Here is a 19,354-nt window from a genome sequence, read left to right on the forward strand (position 1 = left end):
GCTTCACTCCTGTCCGAAAGACGGATTCGGCCGCGTCATGTAATACCATTCCTGGTTCGGACCGGCATTCGTGTCCGGGAACAGGATGCGGCCCGCAAACTCTGCCAGCACCGGGGTGCCGTCGGCACGCACGCCGATCTGCTCGCCTTCTGCGACCGGATCGAAACTGGCCCACGCACGCGTGAAGCGATCGCCGGCGTCGAGCTTGTCGTGGACCACGACCATCTGCAGCGCTTCCATCTCCTCGAACGGCACCGGTTGCGGCCCCGGCGCGTCGATCAGGCCGAGGAAGGCGAGGGTATTCATGATCGCCCTGTAGGCAACTTCCGGCGCTCCCGGATCGAGGTGCTGGCCGCATTCCAGCGTCAGCGCATAGCCGCCGGTGCTGCGCATGTACTCGGTGGTGCCGACGCCGTAGCGCAGCACGGTTTCGAGTTCGGCTTCACTCGATGACACCGCGCGCGAACGGCGCTGCACGCCGCCGCCGTAGGCTGCCATCCAGCCGGTGACGAAGCGGCGCACGCCCAGGCGCCGCGCCAGCGCGCGTTCTTCGCGCATGTGGCGGAACGGTTCGAGCGGACCGTCGTTGTCGGCTGGGCCGACCATCACGAAGGGTTCGCCATGGGCCGCGTTGAAGGAATGCAGGTCGAGCAGCACGTCGTGCTGGGCCAGGAGCGGGCACAGCCAGTTGGCGACACGGTCTTCGAAGTCCTGCGGATCGGCTTTCGGGAACAGGTCGCGGTTCAGGTTGCGGTCGCCGGAGCGGGTATTCTTGGCGTAGGCCAGCGGGTTGACGATCGGGACGAAGGTGACGCTGCCGGCGCCGATGTGCAGGCGGCCGGCGTCGAGTTCCGCCATCACCCGGCCGATGGCCTGGGTGCCACAGACTTCGTTGCCGTGCGTCGCCCCCATGATGATGACGCGCGGGCCTTGCCCGAGGCCGGTATACGTGACGGATTTGAATTGCAGCGTGCTGGCGGAAGTCATGCGATGGTGGTCCAGGATGTCGATCCAGCCATTTTAGCGGCAAATCCCGGCGCAACCCTGGCTGCTGCGGCCGGCGCATGGCATGATCCGGGTTTTGTCGACGACAGGCCACCATGAGCACCCCAGCCGCACGCAGGATCCACGGGCTCGATACCCTGCGCGCACTCGCGGTCACGCTGGTCGTGCTGCACCACTACGTGCTGTTCGTCAGCGACGCCCCGACCTTCGGCTGGGTCGGCGAGATCGGCTGGGCCGGGGTCGACCTGTTCTTTGCGCTGTCCGGCTACCTGATCGGCAACCAGATCTTTGCCGGCCTGCGTCACCCGAACGGCTTTTCGCTGCGCCACTTCTATGCACGGCGCCTGCTGCGCACCTTGCCGAATTTCTGGGCGGTGCTGGCCCTGTACGCGCTGTGGCCGGCCTTCCGCGGCGACGCGCCGCTGCTGCCGCTGTGGCGTTACCTCACATTCACCCAGAACATCCACCTGGAACCGGGGACAGCGTTCTCACATGCCTGGTCGCTCTGCATCGAGGAACAGTTTTATATGCTGCTGCCGGCGTTGGCACTGCTGGCGACGGTGATCCGGGCGCCGTTGCGCTGGGCCTGGCTCGCGATCGGCGCTGCCTTTCTGGTCGGGATGGCGGTGCGCTGGCAGATCTGGCTGGACGGCATGACCGGCAAGGCCTGGCTGCACCACTATTATAAATACATCTACTACGCCAGTTGGTGCCGCTTCGACGAGCTGCTGGCCGGGGTGGCACTGGCGCTGCTGAAAAACGGGCACCCGACAGTCTGGATTCGCGTGATGCGTCACGGAAATTATCTGCTGGGTGTCGGCGGCGCGCTGACAGCACTGGCGGTGGCGCTGTTCCTGCACGACCACTACGGCCTCGGCGTGACCGTGTTCGGCTATCCGCTGCTGGCCCTCGGTTTCTCGCTGCTGATCCTGGCGGCGCTGGCGCCGGGATCGCTGCTGCACCGTATGCGCGTGCCGGGCGCGGCCAGCCTGGCGCTGTGGTCGTACGCGGTCTACCTGGTACACAAGCAGGTGTGCGTGATGACCGCGGCGTACCTGGCCCGGATTGGCTACGGCCCCGAAGACCCGACCACGTTCGTGCTGTCGCTGGCAGCCTCGCTGCTGGCCGGCTGGTTGCTGTACCGCTTGGTGGAGACGCCGTTCATGGCCTTGCGCGCGCGCCTGGTGCCGGCCAATGGGCGGGCGCCGGCGGCGCCGCTGGGCAATCTTTCATGACCGCAGCCGGCGCCCTGTTCCCGAAAGCGGTCTATCAGTGCCCCAGTGCCATCTGCCTCAGGTCAGGGTGGCGCTTTCATGTTGCGGAATAACGGTAGCCGGGTAGCGCGCGGCCGAGGACGAGTTGATGAATTTCTCGCGCAGGATTCGGTTCATTGGTTCCTCGACGTACTTGAAGCATAGGCATGCGAGGCCAGTGGTAAGCATGAAATACAAGCCAAAGTAGAGGTTCGGCTGCCTGATGGCAAACGATGAGGGCCCGAAAACCTCATCGAGAATCATCCATACCGGCCAGTGCAGAATGTAGACCGAAAAGCTCGCCTTCCCCAACTTGACCAATGGCTCGCAAGAGAGGATCTTTGCGATCGGCCCTTGTCCGCATGCGAGCGCGCAGATAAACAGCGCGACCAATGGGGCGAAGGTAGCTCTCGCATACCAGCGGTCATCGAGCGGGAGCAACATGAGGAGGATGAGAGCTCCGGCCGACAACGTCGTTATCCAGGATGCCGAGCGGTCAAACACCCTGGTGTCGCGGCGCTTCCATATCAGCCCAGCGGCCACCCCAATCAGAAATTCGGGAAGCCGGATCAGCGGTATGTAACCCCATAGATCCCCAGCAGCAAGCTCAACTATCGTCTGAGTGAATACCGAAAGCGCACCGATGCCGCAGCATACGCCGGCAAACACGACCAACCGGATTGTCGACAGCTTCGACAGCGTCACGCAAACGGCGGGGAACAGCAGGTAAAAGAACGCCTCCGCAGACAAGGACCATCCTGGCGGGTTCCATATTCCCCAAGAGGTACCAAGCGAATTGAACCATGACTGGATCAATGCAAAAGACAAGATGCCGCTAGCCAGTTGCTGCCATGCCGGCTCGGCTGACCGCATCAACACGACCGGGGCCATCAACATCATGCCGACGACATAAGTGGGATAGAGACGCGCCACGCGAGCGGCCCAGAATGCCGGCCTGGTGCCGCGAAATTTACCCGCACCGACGTCATAGCTGTAGACCAGAATAAAGCCGGAGAGAACGAAAAAGATCACCACGCCGAAGCCGCCATGATCGACGAGAGCTCTAACCCAGGCATTGCCCGATTTTGAAAAATGGAATGCTACCACCGATGCCGCAGCAAGATACCTCAGGCCTGTCAAGGCAAGGATCTGGCCGCCGAGTTGAGAAGAAGACATAGTTAGATTCTAATTGGAAATATTTCTCCAATTTACTTTCTAACAACGTTTTATGGACCTAGCGTAGTTACTAGGAGACATCAACTATCTTTGCATGCTTGCAACAAAAATAGCGTTATGTACAAACCCTGGATGTAGGCCAAAACGCCAGCCGGGTGGCCTTGCGCTCAGCGCGCCTCGATGATCCGGTCGTCGATGACGTCGAAGGCGGCCGGCATGTCCGACAGGAAGGCGGTCAGGTGAGCCACCCGCATCGACGGGTCGTAGCCGTCGGTGGATGCGATCGCGGCGCGCAGGCCGGGCAGGGCTTCCGGGGTGTGGGGACTGGCGTAGGCGTCGAGCAGCATCCCGACCAGGTCGCTCGGGTTGGCGCCGGCACCGCCGCCGCGGCGCAGGCGTGCGTGGATGATGCCCAGCAGGGTGCGCTGCATGCGCGGGGTCGGGTGTTCGATGTGGGCAAAGGCGGCCGGGGTGTTGGCGATGGCCTCGCAGATGGTGCGTTCGATGGCGTCCGGCTTCAGGTCGGATGGGATGTCGAACCAGGCCTTGTCCCAGCGCGTGCGCGCGTACTGGTGCCCGGGAGGAAAGGCGTCGAGCGACTCCAGGCCGAGCGCGCGGCTGGCGCGGGAGAGCAGGGTGGAGAGGGTGTCGAGCAGGGGCATGGTGCGGGTCGGAGAAGCGAATACCGCTAGTGTAGCCGAAGTCGGAAGCGCGTCGCCCCTGCGAAGGCGGGGGTCCAAGTTGCGCGCAGTCGCAACGCAAGCAGACCTTGGGCCCCTGCCGTCGCAGGGACGACGTTCAGAGGCTAACGGGAAAGAATGAGTTTGCTCTTTTCAACGGCGCATCAAGCCGCGAACCGCCCGGCCCGGAAATCCTCGACCGCCTGGAACACCTCCGCCTGCGTATTCATCACGAACGGCCCGTACTGGGCGATCGGTTCGTTCAGCGGCCGTCCGGCAATCAGGAGCAGCCGGCTCGGCGCCGCCGCCTTGATGCGCACGCCGTCGGCGCCTTGCGCGTTGTCGAGGATCGCCATGCGCGCCTGCGGCACACCCTTGCCGCCGACCACGGCTTCGCCGCGGAACACGTAGAGGAAGGCGTTGTGCCCGACCGGCAACGGGAGGTCGAGCGTGACGCCCGCCGGCAGTTCGATGTCCAGGTACAAAGGCTGGGTGCCGTCTCGCTGGACGGCACCGGTCACGCCGTGCGTCGCGCCGGCGATCACCTGCACCATGGTGCCCGAAGGCAGCGTGAAGCGCGGCACCGCTTCGGTCGGGATGTCGCGGTACCAGGGCGCGCTCATCTTGTCCTTGGCGGGCAAATTGAGCCACAGCTGGAAACCTTCCATCAGGCCTTCTTCCTGCTCCGGCATTTCGGAGTGAATCACGCCGCGGCCGGCGGTCATCCATTGCACGCCGCCGTTGGTGACCAGGCCTTCGTTGCCGGCGCTGTCGCGGTGGCGCATGCGCCCGGTCAGCATATAGGTGACCGTCTCGAAGCCGCGGTGCGGATGTTCGGGGAAGCCGGCGATGTAGTCGCCGGCCTTGTCGCTACCGAAAGCATCCAGCATCAGGAAGGGGTCGAGGCGGCGCTGCAGCGGCTGGGTCAGCACACGGTTGATCTTGACGCCGGCGCCGTCCATCACGAACTGGCCGCCGAGCACGCGCTCGACGCCGCGGCTCTTCGCCACTGTCTGCTCCTGGATCTGCTCAGTCATCTTGATTCTCCCGTGGTCCAACCCAATACCTTGCTTACACGGATGCCTTATGCCAGTGCGGCGACGGCTGCGTCGGCCTCGGCCTGGCCCTTGGCGGCTGCTTCCGGACCCATCGCCAGGCCGGACGAGTAGATGAACTCGTTCTCGGTCATGCCCAGGAAGTTCAGCAGCATGCGGATCTGCGGCACTTGCGGATCGGCGTCGGCCGGGTAGATGCCGCCGCGTGCGGTCGTGACGTAGACTTTCTTGTTCTTCAGCAGACCTTCCGGACCGGTCTCGGTGTAGCGGAAAGTGACGCCAGCGCGGGCGACCGCGTCGAACCAGGCCTTCAGCTGGACCGGCATGCTGAAGTTGTACATCGGCGCGCCGATGACGATGACGTCGGCGGCTTGCGCTTCAGCGATCAGGGCGTCGTCTTGGGCCACGCGTGCGGCCTGTTCGGCGCTGCGCTGGTCGGCCGGGGTGAACAGGGCGCCGAGGGCGGCACCGTCCAGCACCGGATGCGGATTGGCGCCGAGGTCGCGCACGGTCACTTGCGCGGACGGGTTGGCGGCAGTCAGACGGGCGACGATGTTGCTGGCCACGCGGGTCGATTCCGATGCCGCGCCGCGTACGCTCGAATTAATTTGCAGAATCTTCATGCTGTCTTCCTTTAGTCTAGATGGGTGGGTTGTTGCAGTGTGGTCACTGTAACCGTTCCACCGGAAGTGGGGAAGACGATAGAATGGATAACATTATTCACGCGATGGAACAATGCTTGCCCATGGAACCGAACGACTTGCTGCTGTTTGCCCGCATCGTCGAAGCCGGCAGCTTCAGCCTGGCGGCGCAGCGTCTCGACCTGCCCAAGTCGACGGTCTCGCGCCGCATTTCCCTGCTCGAGGCCAGCCTGGGCGAGCGCCTGCTGCAGCGGACCACGCGCAAGCTGATGCTGACCGAATTCGGCACCAGCCTGCTCGAGCATGCGCGCAAGGTGGCCGACGAGGTCGAGGCGGCCGGCGCCCTGGCGCAGCACCGCCAGGCCGCGCCCAGCGGCAAGCTGCGCATCTCGGTGCCGCACGACTTCGCCAACGTCGGCATGACGGAGTTGCTCGCACGCTTCGCCGAGCGCTATCCGGCGGTGTCGCTGGAACTGGACCTGTCGCCGCGCCGGGTCGACCTGGTGGCGGAAGGCTTCGACATCGCGATCCGCATGGGCGACCTGCCCGAGGATTCGACGCTGGCCGCGCGCCGGGTGGCGCTGGAGCGCATGGGCGTCTATGCGGCGCCGTCGTACATCGCGCGCCGCGGCTTGCCCGAGCACCCGGACGACCTGCTGCAGCACGACCTGCTGTGCATCCTCAGCCGCAGCGGTGGTCCGGCGCCCTGGGTCCTGCAGCGCGGGAAGGTCGAGTGGAAACGCGAACTGCGCGCGCGCCTGACCGCCAATTCGCCCGAGCTGCTGGCGCGCATCGCCTCGAGCGGCATGGGCATCGCTGCCAGTTCCGACCTGTTCGTCGCGTCCTACCTGCAGAAGGGCGAGCTGGTGCGGGTGCTGCCGGAGTGGGAGATGCCGACCGCGACCGGCTGGGCGGTGTTCCCGGGGCGGCGCCTGATGCCGGCCAAGACCCGCGTGTTCCTCGACATGATGGAAGAGATGTTCTGCAAGGCGCAGGCGGGGAAATGAAGCGTGGCCCGCTGCGGGTGCTGGTCGTGGAAGACCACGCGACGATCGCGTGCCAAGTCGTGGCCTTCCTCGAAGGCCTGCACTGGGAAGCCGACCATGCCGCCGGCGGCGCGCTCGCCATCGAACTGGCCACGCGCGAGGCCTACGACGTGGTCCTGCTCGACCTGAACCTGCCCGACATCGACGGCATCGAGGTATGCCGGGCGATCCAGGCGCGCGCACCGCGCAATGTGCCGGTGCTGATGCTGACCGCACGCGACGCTTTCGAGGACAAGGCGCGCGGCTTCACCGGCGGCGCCGACGACTACCTCACCAAGCCCTTCGACCTGCGCGAACTGGCGCTGCGCTGCGAAGCGCTGGCCCGGCGCGGGCAACTGCACCAGGATCGGGAAATCCGGGTCGGACCGCTGACGCTGCGGGTGCGCGACCGGTGCGCGCTGGTGGACGGTACGCCGGTCGCGCTGACCCGGGCCGGCTTCACGCTGCTGCTGGCGCTGTGCGAGGCCAGCCCGCGGGCGGTGTCGCGCTCGGCGCTGCTGCACGCGCTTTGGGGCACGCACCCGCCAGACAGCGATGCCCTCAAGTCGCACCTCTATGCGCTGCGCAAGGCGCTGGAAAAAACCGGGGCGGCTGACATGATCGCGACCATTCCGCAGCTAGGGTACAGGCTGCAGGCGCCGCCGGAATCCGATGTTTAAGTCGATCCGCCATGGATTGTTCGCGGCGCTGGCCGGCTTCACGCTGCTGATCTGCGTCTGCTATACCGGGCTGGCGCTGATTGTTGCCTACGTGACCGAGGACATGCTGATCGACCGCCTGATGGCGCGCGAAGCGGCCGCCATCGAAGCGCGGGTGCGGCAGGGCGGCGGCACAGGTGTGGACGAGGGCTGGATCCACGCCTACCGCGACCTGTCTGCGTTGCCGCCCGCGGTACGCGCCGAAGCCGCCGCCGGCCGGCAGCGCGCCGAAGTGTTCGCCGGCGGCGGGCGCCATTATCACCTGCGAACCCTCGACCTGCCGGGCGCCAGCGCGGGCGCGCCGCGGCGCCTGTACCTGGTCGCCGACGCCGGGCCGCTACTGGTGGTGTCGGCCGTGGTGCGGGACATCGGCGCGGTGCTGCTGGCGGTGGCGCTGGGGTTGACCGGGCTGGCGCTGCTGCTGGCCTGGTGGCTGTCGCGCCGGCTGGTGTCGCCGCTGCTGGCGCTGGCCGATGCGGTGCGCGGCCTGAAGCCGGGCGACGCCGTCGCTTTCGACGCCAGCCGCCGCCGTGACGAGATCGGCTATCTGGCGGAGCGGCTCGGCACCGCGCTGTCCGAGCTGCACGCGGCGCTGGCACGCGAACATGCGTTCACGCGCGACGCCGGCCATGAACTGCGCACGCGGCTGACCGTCATGCGCAATACCCTGGCCGGGGCGCAGCCCGACAAGTACGCCGTGGCGCAGCTGCGCACACAGGTCGACGCGATGGCCGGCACGGTGGACGTGCTGTTCGCGCTGGCACGCGCCGAACACGTTGCCGGCGAGACCTTCGACCTGCGTGCCTCCATCGAAGACGCCTTGTTGAAGCTGCTGGATACGCAGGCCCTGGATGGCGAGCAGCTGGCGCTCGATCTGCCCGACCGCCTGCCCGTCAGCGGCAACCGCCACCTCGCCATGCTGCTGATCGAAAACTGCCTCGGCAATGCGTTGTTCCATGGCGGCCCCGGCACCCGGCTGGCACTGTCGTTCGCAGATGGCGTGCTGGCCATCGCCAACAGCGTCGATCCGGCCCGGCACCGGGCAACCCAGGGCTTCCTGCACGGCCAGAACCTGCTGCGCCGGGCCGCCGCGGCGATGGACTGGGACCTGCGCTTCGAGGCCGGCGCGGCCAGCTACCGCGTCGAGCTGGTGCCGCTGCGCCCGCGCTGAAAAGCGGCCGGATTTCACCGCCGCTTCACCGGTGCGGGCCTATGCTGGCGGCTCCTCCACTTTTCAAGCCTGCCGCATGAAACGCCTGTTCGCCATCCTCATCCTCGCCTGCATCGCCGCGCCGGCCCTGGCGCAAGTCAAGTCGCTGGTCCACAAGGACGACAAGCGCCGCTACCTGGTCTACACGCCGCCGTCGTACGAGGCGCAACCGCACAAAGCCTTTCCGGTCGTGTTCAACTTCCACGGCGGCGGCATGACGATGGCCGAGCAGATGCTGTACACGCAGATGAACCGCGCCGCCGACCGCCACGGCTTCATCGTGGTCTACCCGGCCGGCATCAAGCAGGACTGGAACGTCGGCTTCGGCATGTCCTACCTGGAAGGGACCGACGACATCGCCTTCACCAGGGCGCTGCTGGCCAGGCTGCAGCAGGATTACCGGGTCGATCCCGGCCGCGTGTATGCCACCGGCCTGTCGCGCGGCGGTTTCTTTGCGCTGCGCGTCGCGGCCGAGCTGCCGGACCTGTTCGCCGCGGTGGCGTCGGTGGGCGGGCCGATGCCCGAGCCGGTGATCCGGCACCACGCGCAGGCGGGCAGGGTGGGCGTATTGATCATGCATGGCACGGCCGACCAGGTGGTGGCCTACGGCGGCAAGGCCGGCGATTACCTGTCGGCGCAGGCGACTTATGATTACTGGCTGCGGCACAACGGCGACGCCGAAGCGCCTACCCGGCGCCGTGTCGATGCCGAGCGCGGCGATGGTACCGAGGTGGCGTGGCTGGAGCAGCAAGGGGTGGAGGAGGGGCGTGGCCGCCATATGGTGGCGCTGGCGACGATCCACGGCGGCGGCCACACCTGGCCGGGCGCCGACCCGTTCAACGTGGGCCTGCCGATCGGCAAGACCACGCGCGAGATCGACGCCAACGAGGCGATCTGGGATTTCTTCAGCCGGCAGCGCCGCTGAGGCGCCGCATCTGCCCGCTTATTCGGGCTTGTTGCCCATCACCTCGCCCAGCACCACCTTGCGCTCCGGCGTCCAGTCGGCGTTGAAGGCGATGGTGTCCTGCTGGAACAGCATGACGATGGTCGAGCCCAGCAGGAAGCGGCCCATTTCCTCGCCCTTTTTCAGGACGATGTCCTGGTCGTCGTAGGTCCACTCGCTGATCTTTTGCGGACGCTTCGGATTGACCACGCCGTGCCACACGGTGGCCATGCTGCCGACGATGGTGGCGCCGACCAGCACCAGCACGAAGGGGCCATATGCGGCGCTGTCGAACACGCACACCACGCGTTCGTTGCGCGCGAACAGGTTCGGCACGCCGCGCGCGGTGGTGGGATTGACCGAGAACAGGGCGCCGGGCACGTAGATCATGCGCGTCAGCTTGCCGTCGCAGGGCATGTGCAGGCGGTGGTAATCCTTGGGCGACAGGTACAGGTTGGCGAAGCTGCCGTGGCGGAACTGCGCCGCCAGCGTGGCGTCGCCGCCGACCAGTTCGGTCGTGGTGAAGCGGTGCCCCTTGGCCTGCAGGATGTGATGGTCATCGATGGCGCCGAACTGGCTGATGGCGCCATCCACCGGACACACGAAGTCGGCCTGCGCCAGCGGACGCACCCCGGCCTTCAGTGGGCGCGTAAAGAATTCGTTGAAGCTGCTGTAGCTGGCGATGTCCGGGTTTTCCGCCTCGGCCATGTTGACCCCGTACTTGCCGACGAACCAGCGGATCAGCCGGGTCGTCATCGAACCGCCCTTGGCACCGGCGACACGGCCGGCAAAGGTGGTGAGGCGCTGCTTCGGCAGCAGGTATTGCGGCAAGACTTTGAAGCGATCGGACACGGTAACCCTCGTGATGTTGACCAGTCAATTATAACGGGGGCAGTGCACGGGTGGACAGTTTTGGCGCCCGCCGACCGCCGGAACTGTCATGCGTATTAAATAAATTTCCCTAAATGCAACAAGGCAACAGTTGGTGGAAGAGAAAATGAAGTTCCGAGCATGCGTATCAGGCCAGGCCGCGCTTGCGGAACACCCACCACGCAATCCCGATTGCCAGCGCCTGCATCGCCGCGCACATGTAGAAACTGCTGCCCACCCGCCAGTCGCCGGGCGGCAGGTGGCTCACCGCGCCCAGGATCGCCGTCCCCACCAGCGGCATGATCACCAGCGCCAGGCTGCTGATCGATTGCAGCGAGCCCATCAGTTCGCCCTGTTCGCGCGGCGTCGACGATTTGGAAACGATGCCCTGCAGCGCCGGCCCGGCGGCAAACGACAGCAGGTTGCACAGGATGATTACGTACATCAGCCAGCCCTGGGTGACCAGTCCGTACAGCAGAAAGGCGAGGGCGCCCGAGCTCAGGCCCAGCAGGGTCAGGCGCACCTCGCCGACACGCCGGATCAAAAAGGCGAGCAGCCCGGCCTGCACTACGATCGAGGACAGGCCGACGCAGAACAGCGCCAGGCCGTTGTCGGCCGGCCCCCAGCCGAAGCGGAAGCTGGTGTACAGGACGAAGGTCGATTGCAGCGTCATCTGGGCGAAGGTGACCAGCGTGAACACCACTACCAGGCCGCGGATGTCGCGCCGCCGCACCAAGCGCAGCAGCGCCGCGAACGGGTTCATGCGCGACCACTGGAGCGGAGCGCGCCGCTCCGGCGCCAGCGATTCCGGCACCGCGATCCAGCCGTAGATGAAGTTGGCGGCCGACAGCGCGGCGGCGACGTAGAAGGGCAGGTGCAGCCCGACGTTGCCGAGCAGGCCGCCCAGCGCCGGCCCGCAGATGAAGCCGAGGCCGAAGGCGGCGCCGATGCGGCCGAAGCTCTTGGCGCGGTTGTCCGGGGTCGATACGTCGGATGCATACGCCGCCGCCACTGCCATGCTGGCCGACGATGCCCCGCCGATCACGCGCCCGATGAACAGGCAGGCCAGGTTGGGCGCCCAGGCGGTGGTGAGGAAATTGATGCCCATGCCGGCCATCGAATACAGCAGCACCGGGCGCCGGCCGAGGCGGTCGCTGGCCATGCCGATCATCGGCATGAACACGAACTGCATCAGGCCGAACACGGCGCCGAGGATGCCGTACCACAGCGCCTGCTGCTCGCGGCCATTGACGTATTCGCCGACCAGGGCCGGCAGCACCGGCACGATCAGCCCGACGCCGAGCATGTCGATGAAGACGCAGATCAGGACGAAATTCAGGTTGCCGGCCGGAGCCTTGGCGAAGGTCGCGGTGCTGGTCATGGGCTGCCCGTCGTGGATACGGAGGAGCTTCATGGTAGCACCGTTGGCGGCGCCTTCTGGTTGTTGGGCGGCGACGCTGCCTATCGGCTCATGCGCCGCTCCATTCTCCTGCGAACACGCTGCGGAAATCCTCCAGCACCGCCAGGCGCTGCTCGCCCAGGCGGCGCCCGGACGCGGTCTGCATCATGGCGGGCAGCCTGGCCAGCTTGACCGGGATATGGTCGAGCGAGTAGGCCTTGTCGTCGAGCGCGCGGTCCAAGCCGAGCGGGTCGCTGCCGTGGGCCAGGCTGCTGCCCATGCGGCCGGCGATGTAGAACATGCGCGCCAGCCCGACCGCGCCCAGGCCGTCGAGGCGGTCGGCGTCCTGCACGATCTTCGCCTCGAGCGTGGTGGCGGGAATCGCGGCCGAGAAGCTGTGCGCCTCGATCGCGTGGGCGACACTGTCCAGCCGCTCGGCCGGGAAGCCGAGGCGCTGCAGTTCGGTGCGCGCCAGTTCGGCGGACAGGCGCGAGGCTTGCGCGCGGCGCGGGTCGTTCTTGGGGACGTTGACCAGGTCGTGCAGGTAGCAGGCGGCCAGCACGGCCAGCGTGTCGGCCTGTGCACCGGTTTCGTCATGTTCGCCGGCCATGATCGCCTGGGCATTGCGCCAGACGCGGTCGAGGTGGCTGGCGTCGTGGGCGCCATCGTCGTCGGCAAGCTGTGCCGCCAGGGCGCGCAATCGGTCGCGCCAGGTATCGAGTTCATGCATGGTGGGATTCCGCGGCGCGCTGCGAGAGCGCGTCGGCTTCGAGGTTCTTGTGGCGCGGCACCCAGCGCAGGCTCAGGCTGGCGATGCGTGCGGCCAGTGTGCGCACCGTGGCGCGGTAGGCGGCCAGCGAGGGGGCGGCAAATGCGTCCGGGCCGTTGACGTCGTCGATCACGACGCGGCTGTCTCCGTACACCGTCAATTCGTCGGCGCCGTGGGCGACCGCGGCTTCGAGCACGACGATCAGGGCGCGGTATTCGGCTTCGCTGCTGTTGCCGTAGCCGACCGGCCGGGCCAGCTCGACGGCGGCGCCGTCCGGTCCGCGCAGCACGGCGCCGATGCCGCACTGGCCGGGATTCGGACGGGCCGAGCCGTCGAACCAGGCGCGCCAGGCGGTCGGGCGGCCGTCGTGGGCGCCGGCGCGGCGCGCCTTGTCGGCGGCGCGTTGCAAGGCGCGGGCGGCATCGCGTTCGTCCTGGGCCGCGCGCTGTGCCAGGCGTGCCGATACCAGGGTGGCTAGGCCGGCCTGGCCGGCCGCCTGTTCCAGCACCTGGCGCAGGGCCTGGTCACCGCTCAGGCCGCGGGCCAGTGCGAGGCGACGGCCGGCGGCGCGTTCGCTCTTGTAAGCGAGTTGTTCGAGATGTTCAGGATCGGGGAGTTGGTTCATGCCGAGAGGATAACAAAAAGCGCCGGTGTCCACGAGGGAACACCGGCGCAGCCTCTTTCAGGAGGATATCGTCGCGCTCAGGGAGCGGGCATTAGCAAAGGCCGGATATCAGCGCAGGCCGGGCATCAACGGCGCCAGCCGTTGTCCGGGCGGCGGTCGTAGCGGTTCGGCACGCCGTCGCCGTCACGGTCGCGGTCGTAGCGGTTTGGAATGCCGTCGCGGTCTTCGTCACGGCGCGCGCTGTCGGCGTTGCGATCATAGCCACGGTCGTGGCCGCGGTCGTAGCCGTGGCGCTCGTAGCGGTCGGGGATGCCGTCGCGGTCGCGGTCACGGCCGCGGTAATCGTTACCGCGGTAATCGTTGCGGTAGACCTCGCGGTAGCCCCCGCGGTAGCCGTTGTCGTACGGCGTCCAGCGCGCCGGCTCCATATACCAGCCGCCGTTGCGGGCGTACCAGGTGGGGGCGTTGTAGGCATAGCCCGCGCGTTCGGCAACCCAGTAGCCGGGCGCCCAGACGTGGCGCTGACCGCCCCATTCCCAGTGGCCCGGTGCCCACACGTAACCGTGGCGCGGTGCCGGGATGCGCTCGACCAGCGGCGCGGGCGGGGCGGTACCGATGAACAGGCTGACATTGCTGGCGGCCATCGAGGTGAGCGGTGCGGCGGCGGCGCCGACGGCGATCAGGGCGGCAAGGGCGGTGTAGGTGAGGCGTTTCATGTTCTATCTCCAGTCCGGAAATCGGATGGCTGAACTATAGCGCGCGCTGCCGTGGCATTGAAGGGGCGGAAAAGGATGCTTACATGTGATACAGATTCAGGGCAGTCGGTGCTGCACGCTGGCCACAAGGCCTGTAGATAAAGGAACAACGCATTTTCACGACGAAGCGGGCGGGACCCGGCGTGGCGGCCGGGTCCTGTGCTGCGCCCCGCATCATCAGGCACCCTGGCGGGCACGTTCGAGCGCCAGCGACTGCTGCTTCTCGGCCGCCGTCATGCGCTTGGCGCTGACCTTTACCACGGCCATGCTGGTCGGGGTGGCGATGCCGGCGGCCTGCGCTGCGACCGGGGCTGCAACATGGGCCTGGGCCGGCGGAATCGCTTCCAGCGCGACGCTGGCTGCGCCTGCCACGCTCAGCGCGAAGAGGAAGGCGGCTTCCATGTTCTTGATGATGTTCATTTGCTGCTCCTTTGCGGGTGGGTTGTCGATGGAGTCACTGTAGCCAAAGGCGTTATGGGTCTCCAGCGGCGTGCGACGGGCTGCACGAAACGCGGGACGAACTGCAAAAATCCCGGGCCCGGAATGCAGTCCGCGCGGCCGTTTTTCCGGTCCCCTCGGCTACATGGCCGGGATAGCTCGAGGGCAGGGGAGAACAGGATGATCGGAGCGGTATTCGAGGTGCTGGCGGCGAACCGGACGCGCCGGCGTCGCGCGCGCAACCTGCGCGCGGGCGGGCGCGCACGTACCCGCTTGCCTGCGCAGGCAGCTGAGCATGCGGGCGCGGTCACGGACGGCGGCGTGCGCACGGCCGGGCCTGGCCTGGCGGCGCGGCTCGCCGGCGCGCTGCCGCGCCCGCGCATGCCGGTTCTGCGCATGCCGGTTCTTCGCAAACCGGGCCCGCTGGCCTGGCTGGCGTTGGCCGCGCTGCTGCTGGCCGCCGCCGGCGCCTGGGTCATCGCCACCCACGCACGCTGGCTGGCCGCCGCGGGTGCCGACGCCGTCAGCCCGCAGCTGGCCGTGCTGCAGCCGGCGCTGCCCGGCATCGCATTCGAGGTGCCGGACAGTGCTGGCGTGCGGCTCGGCCGGCATGGCGCTACCGCGCTGCTGGTCCTGACCGGCATGCGCGCCGAGCCGGCCCAGCGCATTGACCTGTGCGCGCAGATGGCGGACCCGGCGCACGGACGCCTGCTGCCGGTACGGATCGGCTGGGACCTGAAGGCATTGGCGGCGCTGGCGGCCACGCCACGCAACCCGCTGCTGGCAAGCGCGCCGATGCCGCGCGTCGAGCTCAAGGGCAGCGCCATCGGCGGCGCCCCCTTGAGCCTGGCATGGGCCGGCCACCCGGCCGAGTGGATCGGCGATGCCGGCGCAGGCCGGCCGCTGGCGGGCGCACGCGGCGAGACGCCGTTCTATCGCCAGGGCTGGCTGCTGTGGGACGGTACGGGGGCGCTGCGCGTGCTGCGCCGTCCCAGCAGCGCCTGCCCGCAAGCCGGCGAGCTGGTGCTGCAGCTGTATCGTCCGGACCCGTCGCTGGCGCCGGCACGCGCGCTGGTGGCGGCCTTTCCCGCCGCCGGCACGCCGGTCGAGGTGCGGCTGGCGCCGGGCCGCTACGCCGTGCCTGCCAGTGCCCCGGCGCGCATGGAAGACCAGCAGCTGTTCGAGCAGTTGCGCGCGCACCGCCTGGTGCGCCTGGGCGCCGATGGCCTGGCCGAGCTGGCGCCGCCCGACCTGGCCGGCTGGCGCGCCGCCGGAGCGACGCCCTGGGACGGCGCCGTGCTCGACACCGAGGGCCGGCGCCTGCTGCAGCACTTGTATGCGCGCGCCGACGGCGCGTTCGTGCGCGAGCAGGTGCGCATCTTTAATAGCGAACGCCGGCTGCTGGCCTGGCGCGTGCGCGGCGCCGACCTGCAGGCCGCACCGGCGCCGGCATGGCGCATCGAGCTGGACGGCGTCCCGGCACCGCTGGCCGGCGACATGCCTGCCGCCGGGGCGCGCCTGTTCGCGCGCCTGCCGCAGGGCTGGGCGCCGTGGCAGCGCGTCGGTGCCTGGCCGTCCGGCGGCAGTGCGCGCCTGCGCCTGGCGCTGCCGGCAGCGGCGCGCCCCGGCGATGCGATCCGGGTGATGCTGGCCGGGCGCCTGCTCGGCGTGCAGGGTGGACGGCTGGCGGCGCCACCGCTGCCGGCCTGCAGCGGGCGCGCCTGCCGCAGCCCCGACCAGGTGCAACTGCTCGACCTGCAGCTGGAGCCGGGCGCGCGCGAACTGGTGCTGGAGGCGGCGCCGCTCGGCATGGACGCGCTGGCCACGCCGGGCGATGCGCGCTACCGCCACCTGGGCGTGCGCGACGGCGAGCTGGCTTGGCAAGCCCTGCCGGCGGCAGTGCGCGCATCCGTCCCGGCCCCGGCCCTGGCCGAGGTGCGGATAAGCGACCGCAACGGCGCAGCGCTGTGGCAGGACGGCGCCCCCACTGAGGCCGCACGCGCCGCCGGCCTGGCCACGCTGCTGGGTGTGCGCGCCGACCAGGCGTCAAGCGTGGCCGGCATGCTCGGCCGCCTGCCGGGCGCCGGCCGCCACGAGGCGCGCCTGAGCATCGACCTCGGCCTGCAGGCTGCGGCCCAGGCCGCGCTCGACTGCATCGGCATGCGCCGCGGCCAGTGGCTGGACGGACGCTGCAGCGGCGCCGGCGCGGTGCAGGAAGGCCGCCAGGCCGGGCTGGTGGTGCTCGACACCGAGACCGGCGAGGTGCTGGCCGCGGCCGGCAGCGGTAACGGCCAGGTCGACGCCGCCAACTGGAGCGAGGCGCGCGCCTTCGAGCGCCTCGACCCGGCCGCCAGTCCGCTGCGCCTGCCGGCCTTCCAGCACGACGGCGGTGCCGAGCGCAGTCCCGGCTCGACCTTCAAGATCGTCAGCGCGCTCGGGCTGGAGCTGGCGGCGCAGAGCGATCCCGGGCTCGACGCGCTGTTGGACGGCATGCCGCTGGCCGGCATCAATGCCTACGCGGCGGCGCGCGGCTGGGATTTCCGCACCGGTGCGTCCAGTTACCCGGCGGACGGCCGCGCCCGCATCACCAATTTCCGCGACCAGGGCCTGGACCGGCGCGCCCAGGATGGCCGCCTCGGCCTGGCGCAGGCGCTGACCTACAGCCTGAACACCTGGTTCGCCTGGACCGGCGAGCTGTCCGACCGCGCCGCCGCTGCTGGTACAAGTGCGGGCGCCGGCCTCACCGACCTGCAGCCGCTCGTGGCCGACGGCCTGGACCGGGTGCGGCCGATCGTCGCCATGGCGCACCGGCTCGGCTTCGGCCAGGCGTTGCGCCTCGACGGCGGCCTGCTGCCGGCCGGGTATCCGTGGTCGGCCTGGGATGCGCTGCAGGCGACCCCGGCCGCGATCGACCCGGTGCATACCCGCCACGAACTGCGCCAGATGGCGATCGGGCTGCGCATGCAGGCGACGCCGCTGCAGATGGCGCTGGCGGCCGGTGCGGTCGGGCAGGGCGGCGCGATTGCGCCGCGCCTGCTGGTGGGGCTGGACGGCAGGCAGGCGCAGCCGCTGCCGGCGCAGCCGCTGGGGGTGCGCCTGGACCGCATCCGCGCCGGCATGAAGGGCGTGGTCGATGCCGGCACCGCCGCCGGCGCCTTCCGCGGCCCCGACCTGGCCGGGCTGCGCCGTGGCCTGTCCGGCAAGACCGGCACGGCCCCGGTTGGCGACGGCGAGCGCGCTACCGTGTGGTTCACCGGCTGGCTCGAGCCGGGGAGCATTCCCGGCCAGGCGCACCGGCTGGCCATCGCCGTGTTCGTCAGCCGTTCGGAAGCGACCGGCGGCGAGCATGCGGCGCCGGTCGCGGCAGCCGTGCTGCGCCATCTCGCGGCCAGCACGCCACAATCTACGTCGAAAGCCCGATCAGAGGGGTAAATAAACCTCACCAGCGCGCCTTGCTAGTGTGTTTGTATGGCATTATTTGCTACGGCTAGGCATTGCCCGGCCGTCCACACGTCGAAAGGGAAGTATGCGTTTGCCGGGCACCCGGTACCAGGAACCGGGTTGGGAAGAAGTGCGCAAGCTGCTGGGGCAGTGCTCGCTGGCACTGCTGCGCGCCGCGAGGCTGACGCTCGGGCTGGACGACTACGTCGACGGCATGGCGCGCCAGCTGCGCGCCCAGCGCCGCAGTGCGCGTGCCCAGGCGTCCGGCAACAGCTATGGCGACAGCGTGCTCGAACTGGCGCTGGCGCTGGTCTACGAGCTGCGCGCCCGCCCCGCCGACTGGGACGCCCTGTGCGCGGCGCTGGCGGCCGAGGGCGACGGCATCGCCGACGCCCTGCTGCGCAAGAAGGCCAACGACATGTATTCGCTGCTGCGCGACAAGGTCGACGCCGACAATTACCAGGCCGCCTGCGGGCGTCCGTGCAGTCCGAACCGTATCTACGCCTACCGCATGCTGGACACCGCCTACGGCGAGATCGCGCGCCTGTTCGCCGCCTGGGAGCAGCACCGCGCCCAGGTTGGCGCCATCCTCGGGCGCGGCATCGACGGCGGCGTGCCGATCGAGGTGCGCCAGCTGCGCGCGATCGGCGACTGCCGGCCTGAATGGCTGCTGCGCTGGAGCGAGACTTTGGCGCGTTACACCGGCACGGTCGGCCCGCTGCACACGCGTTCGAAGCGCTTCGCCAGCCTGAAGACGAGTCCCGACAAGATCGGCGCCATGCTGCGCGAGATCGGCGAATACGAAGCCCTGTCGGCCAACCGCGACCACGACTGGCTGCAGGACCTGGACGACGCCTCGGTCTGGATGGAGGATTACTGGCGTGTGCTGCAGGATGCCGGCGACGCCACGCCGGGGCCGGACCGCATCCTGGAAGCGCGCGAGGACCAGTTCGCGGCGGCGGACGATGAACCGGCAGTGCCGGCGCCGGACGACGTGCCGGACGCGCCTGCCGACCCGGGCCGGCAGGCGCGCCTGGAAACGATCGCCGCCACGGTTTCGCTGCCCCCCGGCTACATGCTGGCGGCGGCCCGTGCCGAGGACCGGCAGAGCTGGGCCGCGCGCACCATGGCCGGCGACGGCCTGGCGGTGCGGCTGGCGGTGTATGCGCGCCTGCTGGGGCCGGACGACGATTGCTTTCCGGACGCCTGGCGCGATCCGGCCAGCGGCGAACTGCCGACCATGCAGCAGCTGGCGGCGCTGGCCGAGGTATCGCTGCCGACACTGCGCAAGCGGCGCGACGCGGCCATCGCGCGCCTGCAGGCCGCGACCCTATTGAAAGGCGGATGACG

18 protein-coding genes are annotated in these 19,354 nt (G+C 68.8%); 7 read left to right on the top strand and 11 right to left on the bottom strand.

What is annotated here, in order from left to right:
- Positions 1–3: 3 nt before the first annotated feature.
- The gene (locus U1H99_RS08630; RefSeq protein WP_323141327.1) at positions 4–987 is read right to left on the bottom strand and encodes a succinylglutamate desuccinylase/aspartoacylase family protein; all 984 of its coding nucleotides are present in this window, start codon (positions 985–987) and stop codon (positions 4–6) included.
- A gap of 113 nt (positions 988–1,100) precedes the next feature.
- On the opposite strand from U1H99_RS08630, the gene U1H99_RS08635 reads away from it, so the two are divergent.
- Positions 1,101–2,240 carry an acyltransferase family protein gene (locus U1H99_RS08635; protein ID WP_323141328.1) on the top strand — a complete coding sequence of 380 codons (1,140 nt, stop codon included), beginning with the start codon at positions 1,101–1,103 and terminating at the stop codon, positions 2,238–2,240.
- 57 nt (positions 2,241–2,297) lie between these two features.
- Here the strand turns inward: U1H99_RS08635 and U1H99_RS08640 are convergent, their stop codons facing one another.
- The 4 genes from U1H99_RS08640 to U1H99_RS08655 form a co-directional block, all read right to left on the bottom strand.
- Positions 2,298–3,434: an acyltransferase family protein gene (locus U1H99_RS08640; RefSeq protein WP_323141329.1), complete on the bottom strand. Its 1,137-nt coding sequence runs from the start codon at positions 3,432–3,434 to the stop codon at positions 2,298–2,300.
- Positions 3,435–3,601: 167 nt separating this feature from the next.
- A complete protein-coding gene (locus U1H99_RS08645) occupies positions 3,602–4,096 on the bottom strand; it encodes a hypothetical protein (RefSeq protein WP_323141330.1) in 495 nt (164 codons plus the stop codon).
- A gap of 182 nt (positions 4,097–4,278) precedes the next feature.
- Positions 4,279–5,151, bottom strand: a complete 873-nt coding sequence (locus tag U1H99_RS08650; RefSeq protein WP_323141331.1) for a pirin family protein — start codon at positions 5,149–5,151, stop codon at positions 4,279–4,281.
- Positions 5,152–5,198: 47 nt separating this feature from the next.
- Positions 5,199–5,792, bottom strand: a complete 594-nt coding sequence (locus tag U1H99_RS08655; RefSeq protein WP_323141332.1) for an FMN-dependent NADH-azoreductase — start codon at positions 5,790–5,792, stop codon at positions 5,199–5,201.
- 116 nt (positions 5,793–5,908) lie between these two features.
- Between U1H99_RS08655 and U1H99_RS08660 the strand changes: the two genes are divergently transcribed.
- From U1H99_RS08660 to U1H99_RS08675, 4 genes are all read left to right on the top strand, one after another.
- Positions 5,909–6,817, top strand: a complete 909-nt coding sequence (locus U1H99_RS08660) for a LysR family transcriptional regulator (RefSeq protein ID WP_323142091.1) — start codon at positions 5,909–5,911, stop codon at positions 6,815–6,817.
- Positions 6,814–7,515, top strand: coding sequence for a response regulator transcription factor (locus tag U1H99_RS08665; protein ID WP_323141333.1), 702 nt, complete (start codon positions 6,814–6,816; stop codon positions 7,513–7,515). Before U1H99_RS08660 ends, U1H99_RS08665 begins: the two co-directional genes overlap by 4 nt.
- Complete coding sequence (locus U1H99_RS08670) at positions 7,508–8,725, top strand: sensor histidine kinase (protein ID WP_323141334.1); 1,218 nt, start codon at positions 7,508–7,510, stop codon at positions 8,723–8,725. Before U1H99_RS08665 ends, U1H99_RS08670 begins: the two co-directional genes overlap by 8 nt.
- A gap of 76 nt (positions 8,726–8,801) precedes the next feature.
- Positions 8,802–9,689: an extracellular catalytic domain type 1 short-chain-length polyhydroxyalkanoate depolymerase gene (locus tag U1H99_RS08675; RefSeq protein ID WP_323141335.1), complete on the top strand. Its 888-nt coding sequence runs from the start codon at positions 8,802–8,804 to the stop codon at positions 9,687–9,689.
- Positions 9,690–9,707: 18 nt separating this feature from the next.
- Here the strand turns inward: U1H99_RS08675 and asd are convergent, their stop codons facing one another.
- The 6 genes from asd to U1H99_RS08705 all read right to left on the bottom strand — a co-directional run bounded on the left by asd (position 9,708) and on the right by U1H99_RS08705 (position 14,545).
- Positions 9,708–10,559, bottom strand: coding sequence for an archaetidylserine decarboxylase (gene asd / locus U1H99_RS08680; RefSeq protein ID WP_323141336.1), 852 nt, complete (start codon positions 10,557–10,559; stop codon positions 9,708–9,710).
- A gap of 166 nt (positions 10,560–10,725) precedes the next feature.
- Positions 10,726–11,991, bottom strand: a complete 1,266-nt coding sequence (locus tag U1H99_RS08685; RefSeq protein ID WP_375341592.1) for an MFS transporter — start codon at positions 11,989–11,991, stop codon at positions 10,726–10,728.
- Between the two features lie 55 nt (positions 11,992–12,046).
- The gene (locus U1H99_RS08690) at positions 12,047–12,706 is read right to left on the bottom strand and encodes an HD domain-containing protein (RefSeq protein WP_323141337.1); all 660 of its coding nucleotides are present in this window, start codon (positions 12,704–12,706) and stop codon (positions 12,047–12,049) included.
- Complete coding sequence (locus U1H99_RS08695) at positions 12,699–13,370, bottom strand: ribonuclease HI family protein (RefSeq protein WP_323141338.1); 672 nt, start codon at positions 13,368–13,370, stop codon at positions 12,699–12,701. Before U1H99_RS08695 ends, U1H99_RS08690 begins: the two co-directional genes overlap by 8 nt.
- Positions 13,371–13,495: 125 nt before the next feature.
- Complete coding sequence (locus tag U1H99_RS08700) at positions 13,496–14,086, bottom strand: YXWGXW repeat-containing protein (RefSeq protein ID WP_323141339.1); 591 nt, start codon at positions 14,084–14,086, stop codon at positions 13,496–13,498.
- Between the two features lie 216 nt (positions 14,087–14,302).
- Positions 14,303–14,545, bottom strand: coding sequence for a hypothetical protein (locus tag U1H99_RS08705; protein WP_323141340.1), 243 nt, complete (start codon positions 14,543–14,545; stop codon positions 14,303–14,305).
- A 198-nt stretch (positions 14,546–14,743) separates the two neighbouring features.
- Between U1H99_RS08705 and U1H99_RS08710 the strand changes: the two genes are divergently transcribed.
- Both U1H99_RS08710 and U1H99_RS08715 read left to right on the top strand, forming a co-directional pair.
- Positions 14,744–17,995, top strand: coding sequence for a penicillin-binding transpeptidase domain-containing protein (locus U1H99_RS08710; protein WP_323141341.1), 3,252 nt, complete (start codon positions 14,744–14,746; stop codon positions 17,993–17,995).
- 94 nt (positions 17,996–18,089) lie between these two features.
- The gene (locus tag U1H99_RS08715) at positions 18,090–19,352 is read left to right on the top strand and encodes a hypothetical protein (RefSeq protein WP_323141342.1); all 1,263 of its coding nucleotides are present in this window, start codon (positions 18,090–18,092) and stop codon (positions 19,350–19,352) included.
- Positions 19,353–19,354 lie beyond the last annotated feature (2 nt).

The sequence above is a fragment of the Massilia phyllosphaerae genome, from assembly GCF_034659755.1.
Taxonomy (GTDB): Bacteria; Pseudomonadota; Gammaproteobacteria; order Burkholderiales; family Burkholderiaceae_D; genus Telluria; species Telluria phyllosphaerae.

Bases quoted from the DNA above. Each gene is read 5' to 3' on its own strand.
- U1H99_RS08630 (WP_323141327.1), bottom strand. From the start codon at position 987: ATGACTTCCGCCAGCACGCTGCAATTCAAATCCGTCACGTATACCGGC.
- U1H99_RS08635 (WP_323141328.1), top strand. From the start codon at position 1,101: ATGAGCACCCCAGCCGCACGCAGGATCCACGGGCTCGATACCCTGCGC.
- U1H99_RS08640 (WP_323141329.1), bottom strand. From the start codon at position 3,434: ATGTCTTCTTCTCAACTCGGCGGCCAGATCCTTGCCTTGACAGGCCTG.
- U1H99_RS08645 (WP_323141330.1), bottom strand. From the start codon at position 4,096: ATGCCCCTGCTCGACACCCTCTCCACCCTGCTCTCCCGCGCCAGCCGC.
- U1H99_RS08650 (WP_323141331.1), bottom strand. From the start codon at position 5,151: ATGACTGAGCAGATCCAGGAGCAGACAGTGGCGAAGAGCCGCGGCGTC.
- U1H99_RS08655 (WP_323141332.1), bottom strand. From the start codon at position 5,792: ATGAAGATTCTGCAAATTAATTCGAGCGTACGCGGCGCGGCATCGGAA.
- U1H99_RS08665 (WP_323141333.1), top strand. From the start codon at position 6,814: ATGAAGCGTGGCCCGCTGCGGGTGCTGGTCGTGGAAGACCACGCGACG.
- U1H99_RS08670 (WP_323141334.1), top strand. From the start codon at position 7,508: ATGTTTAAGTCGATCCGCCATGGATTGTTCGCGGCGCTGGCCGGCTTC.
- U1H99_RS08675 (WP_323141335.1), top strand. From the start codon at position 8,802: ATGAAACGCCTGTTCGCCATCCTCATCCTCGCCTGCATCGCCGCGCCG.
- U1H99_RS08685 (WP_375341592.1), bottom strand. From the start codon at position 11,991: ATGAAGCTCCTCCGTATCCACGACGGGCAGCCCATGACCAGCACCGCG.
- U1H99_RS08690 (WP_323141337.1), bottom strand. From the start codon at position 12,706: ATGCATGAACTCGATACCTGGCGCGACCGATTGCGCGCCCTGGCGGCA.
- U1H99_RS08695 (WP_323141338.1), bottom strand. From the start codon at position 13,370: ATGAACCAACTCCCCGATCCTGAACATCTCGAACAACTCGCTTACAAG.
- U1H99_RS08700 (WP_323141339.1), bottom strand. From the start codon at position 14,086: ATGAAACGCCTCACCTACACCGCCCTTGCCGCCCTGATCGCCGTCGGC.
- U1H99_RS08705 (WP_323141340.1), bottom strand. From the start codon at position 14,545: ATGAACATCATCAAGAACATGGAAGCCGCCTTCCTCTTCGCGCTGAGC.
- U1H99_RS08710 (WP_323141341.1), top strand. From the start codon at position 14,744: ATGATCGGAGCGGTATTCGAGGTGCTGGCGGCGAACCGGACGCGCCGG.
- U1H99_RS08715 (WP_323141342.1), top strand. From the start codon at position 18,090: ATGCGTTTGCCGGGCACCCGGTACCAGGAACCGGGTTGGGAAGAAGTG.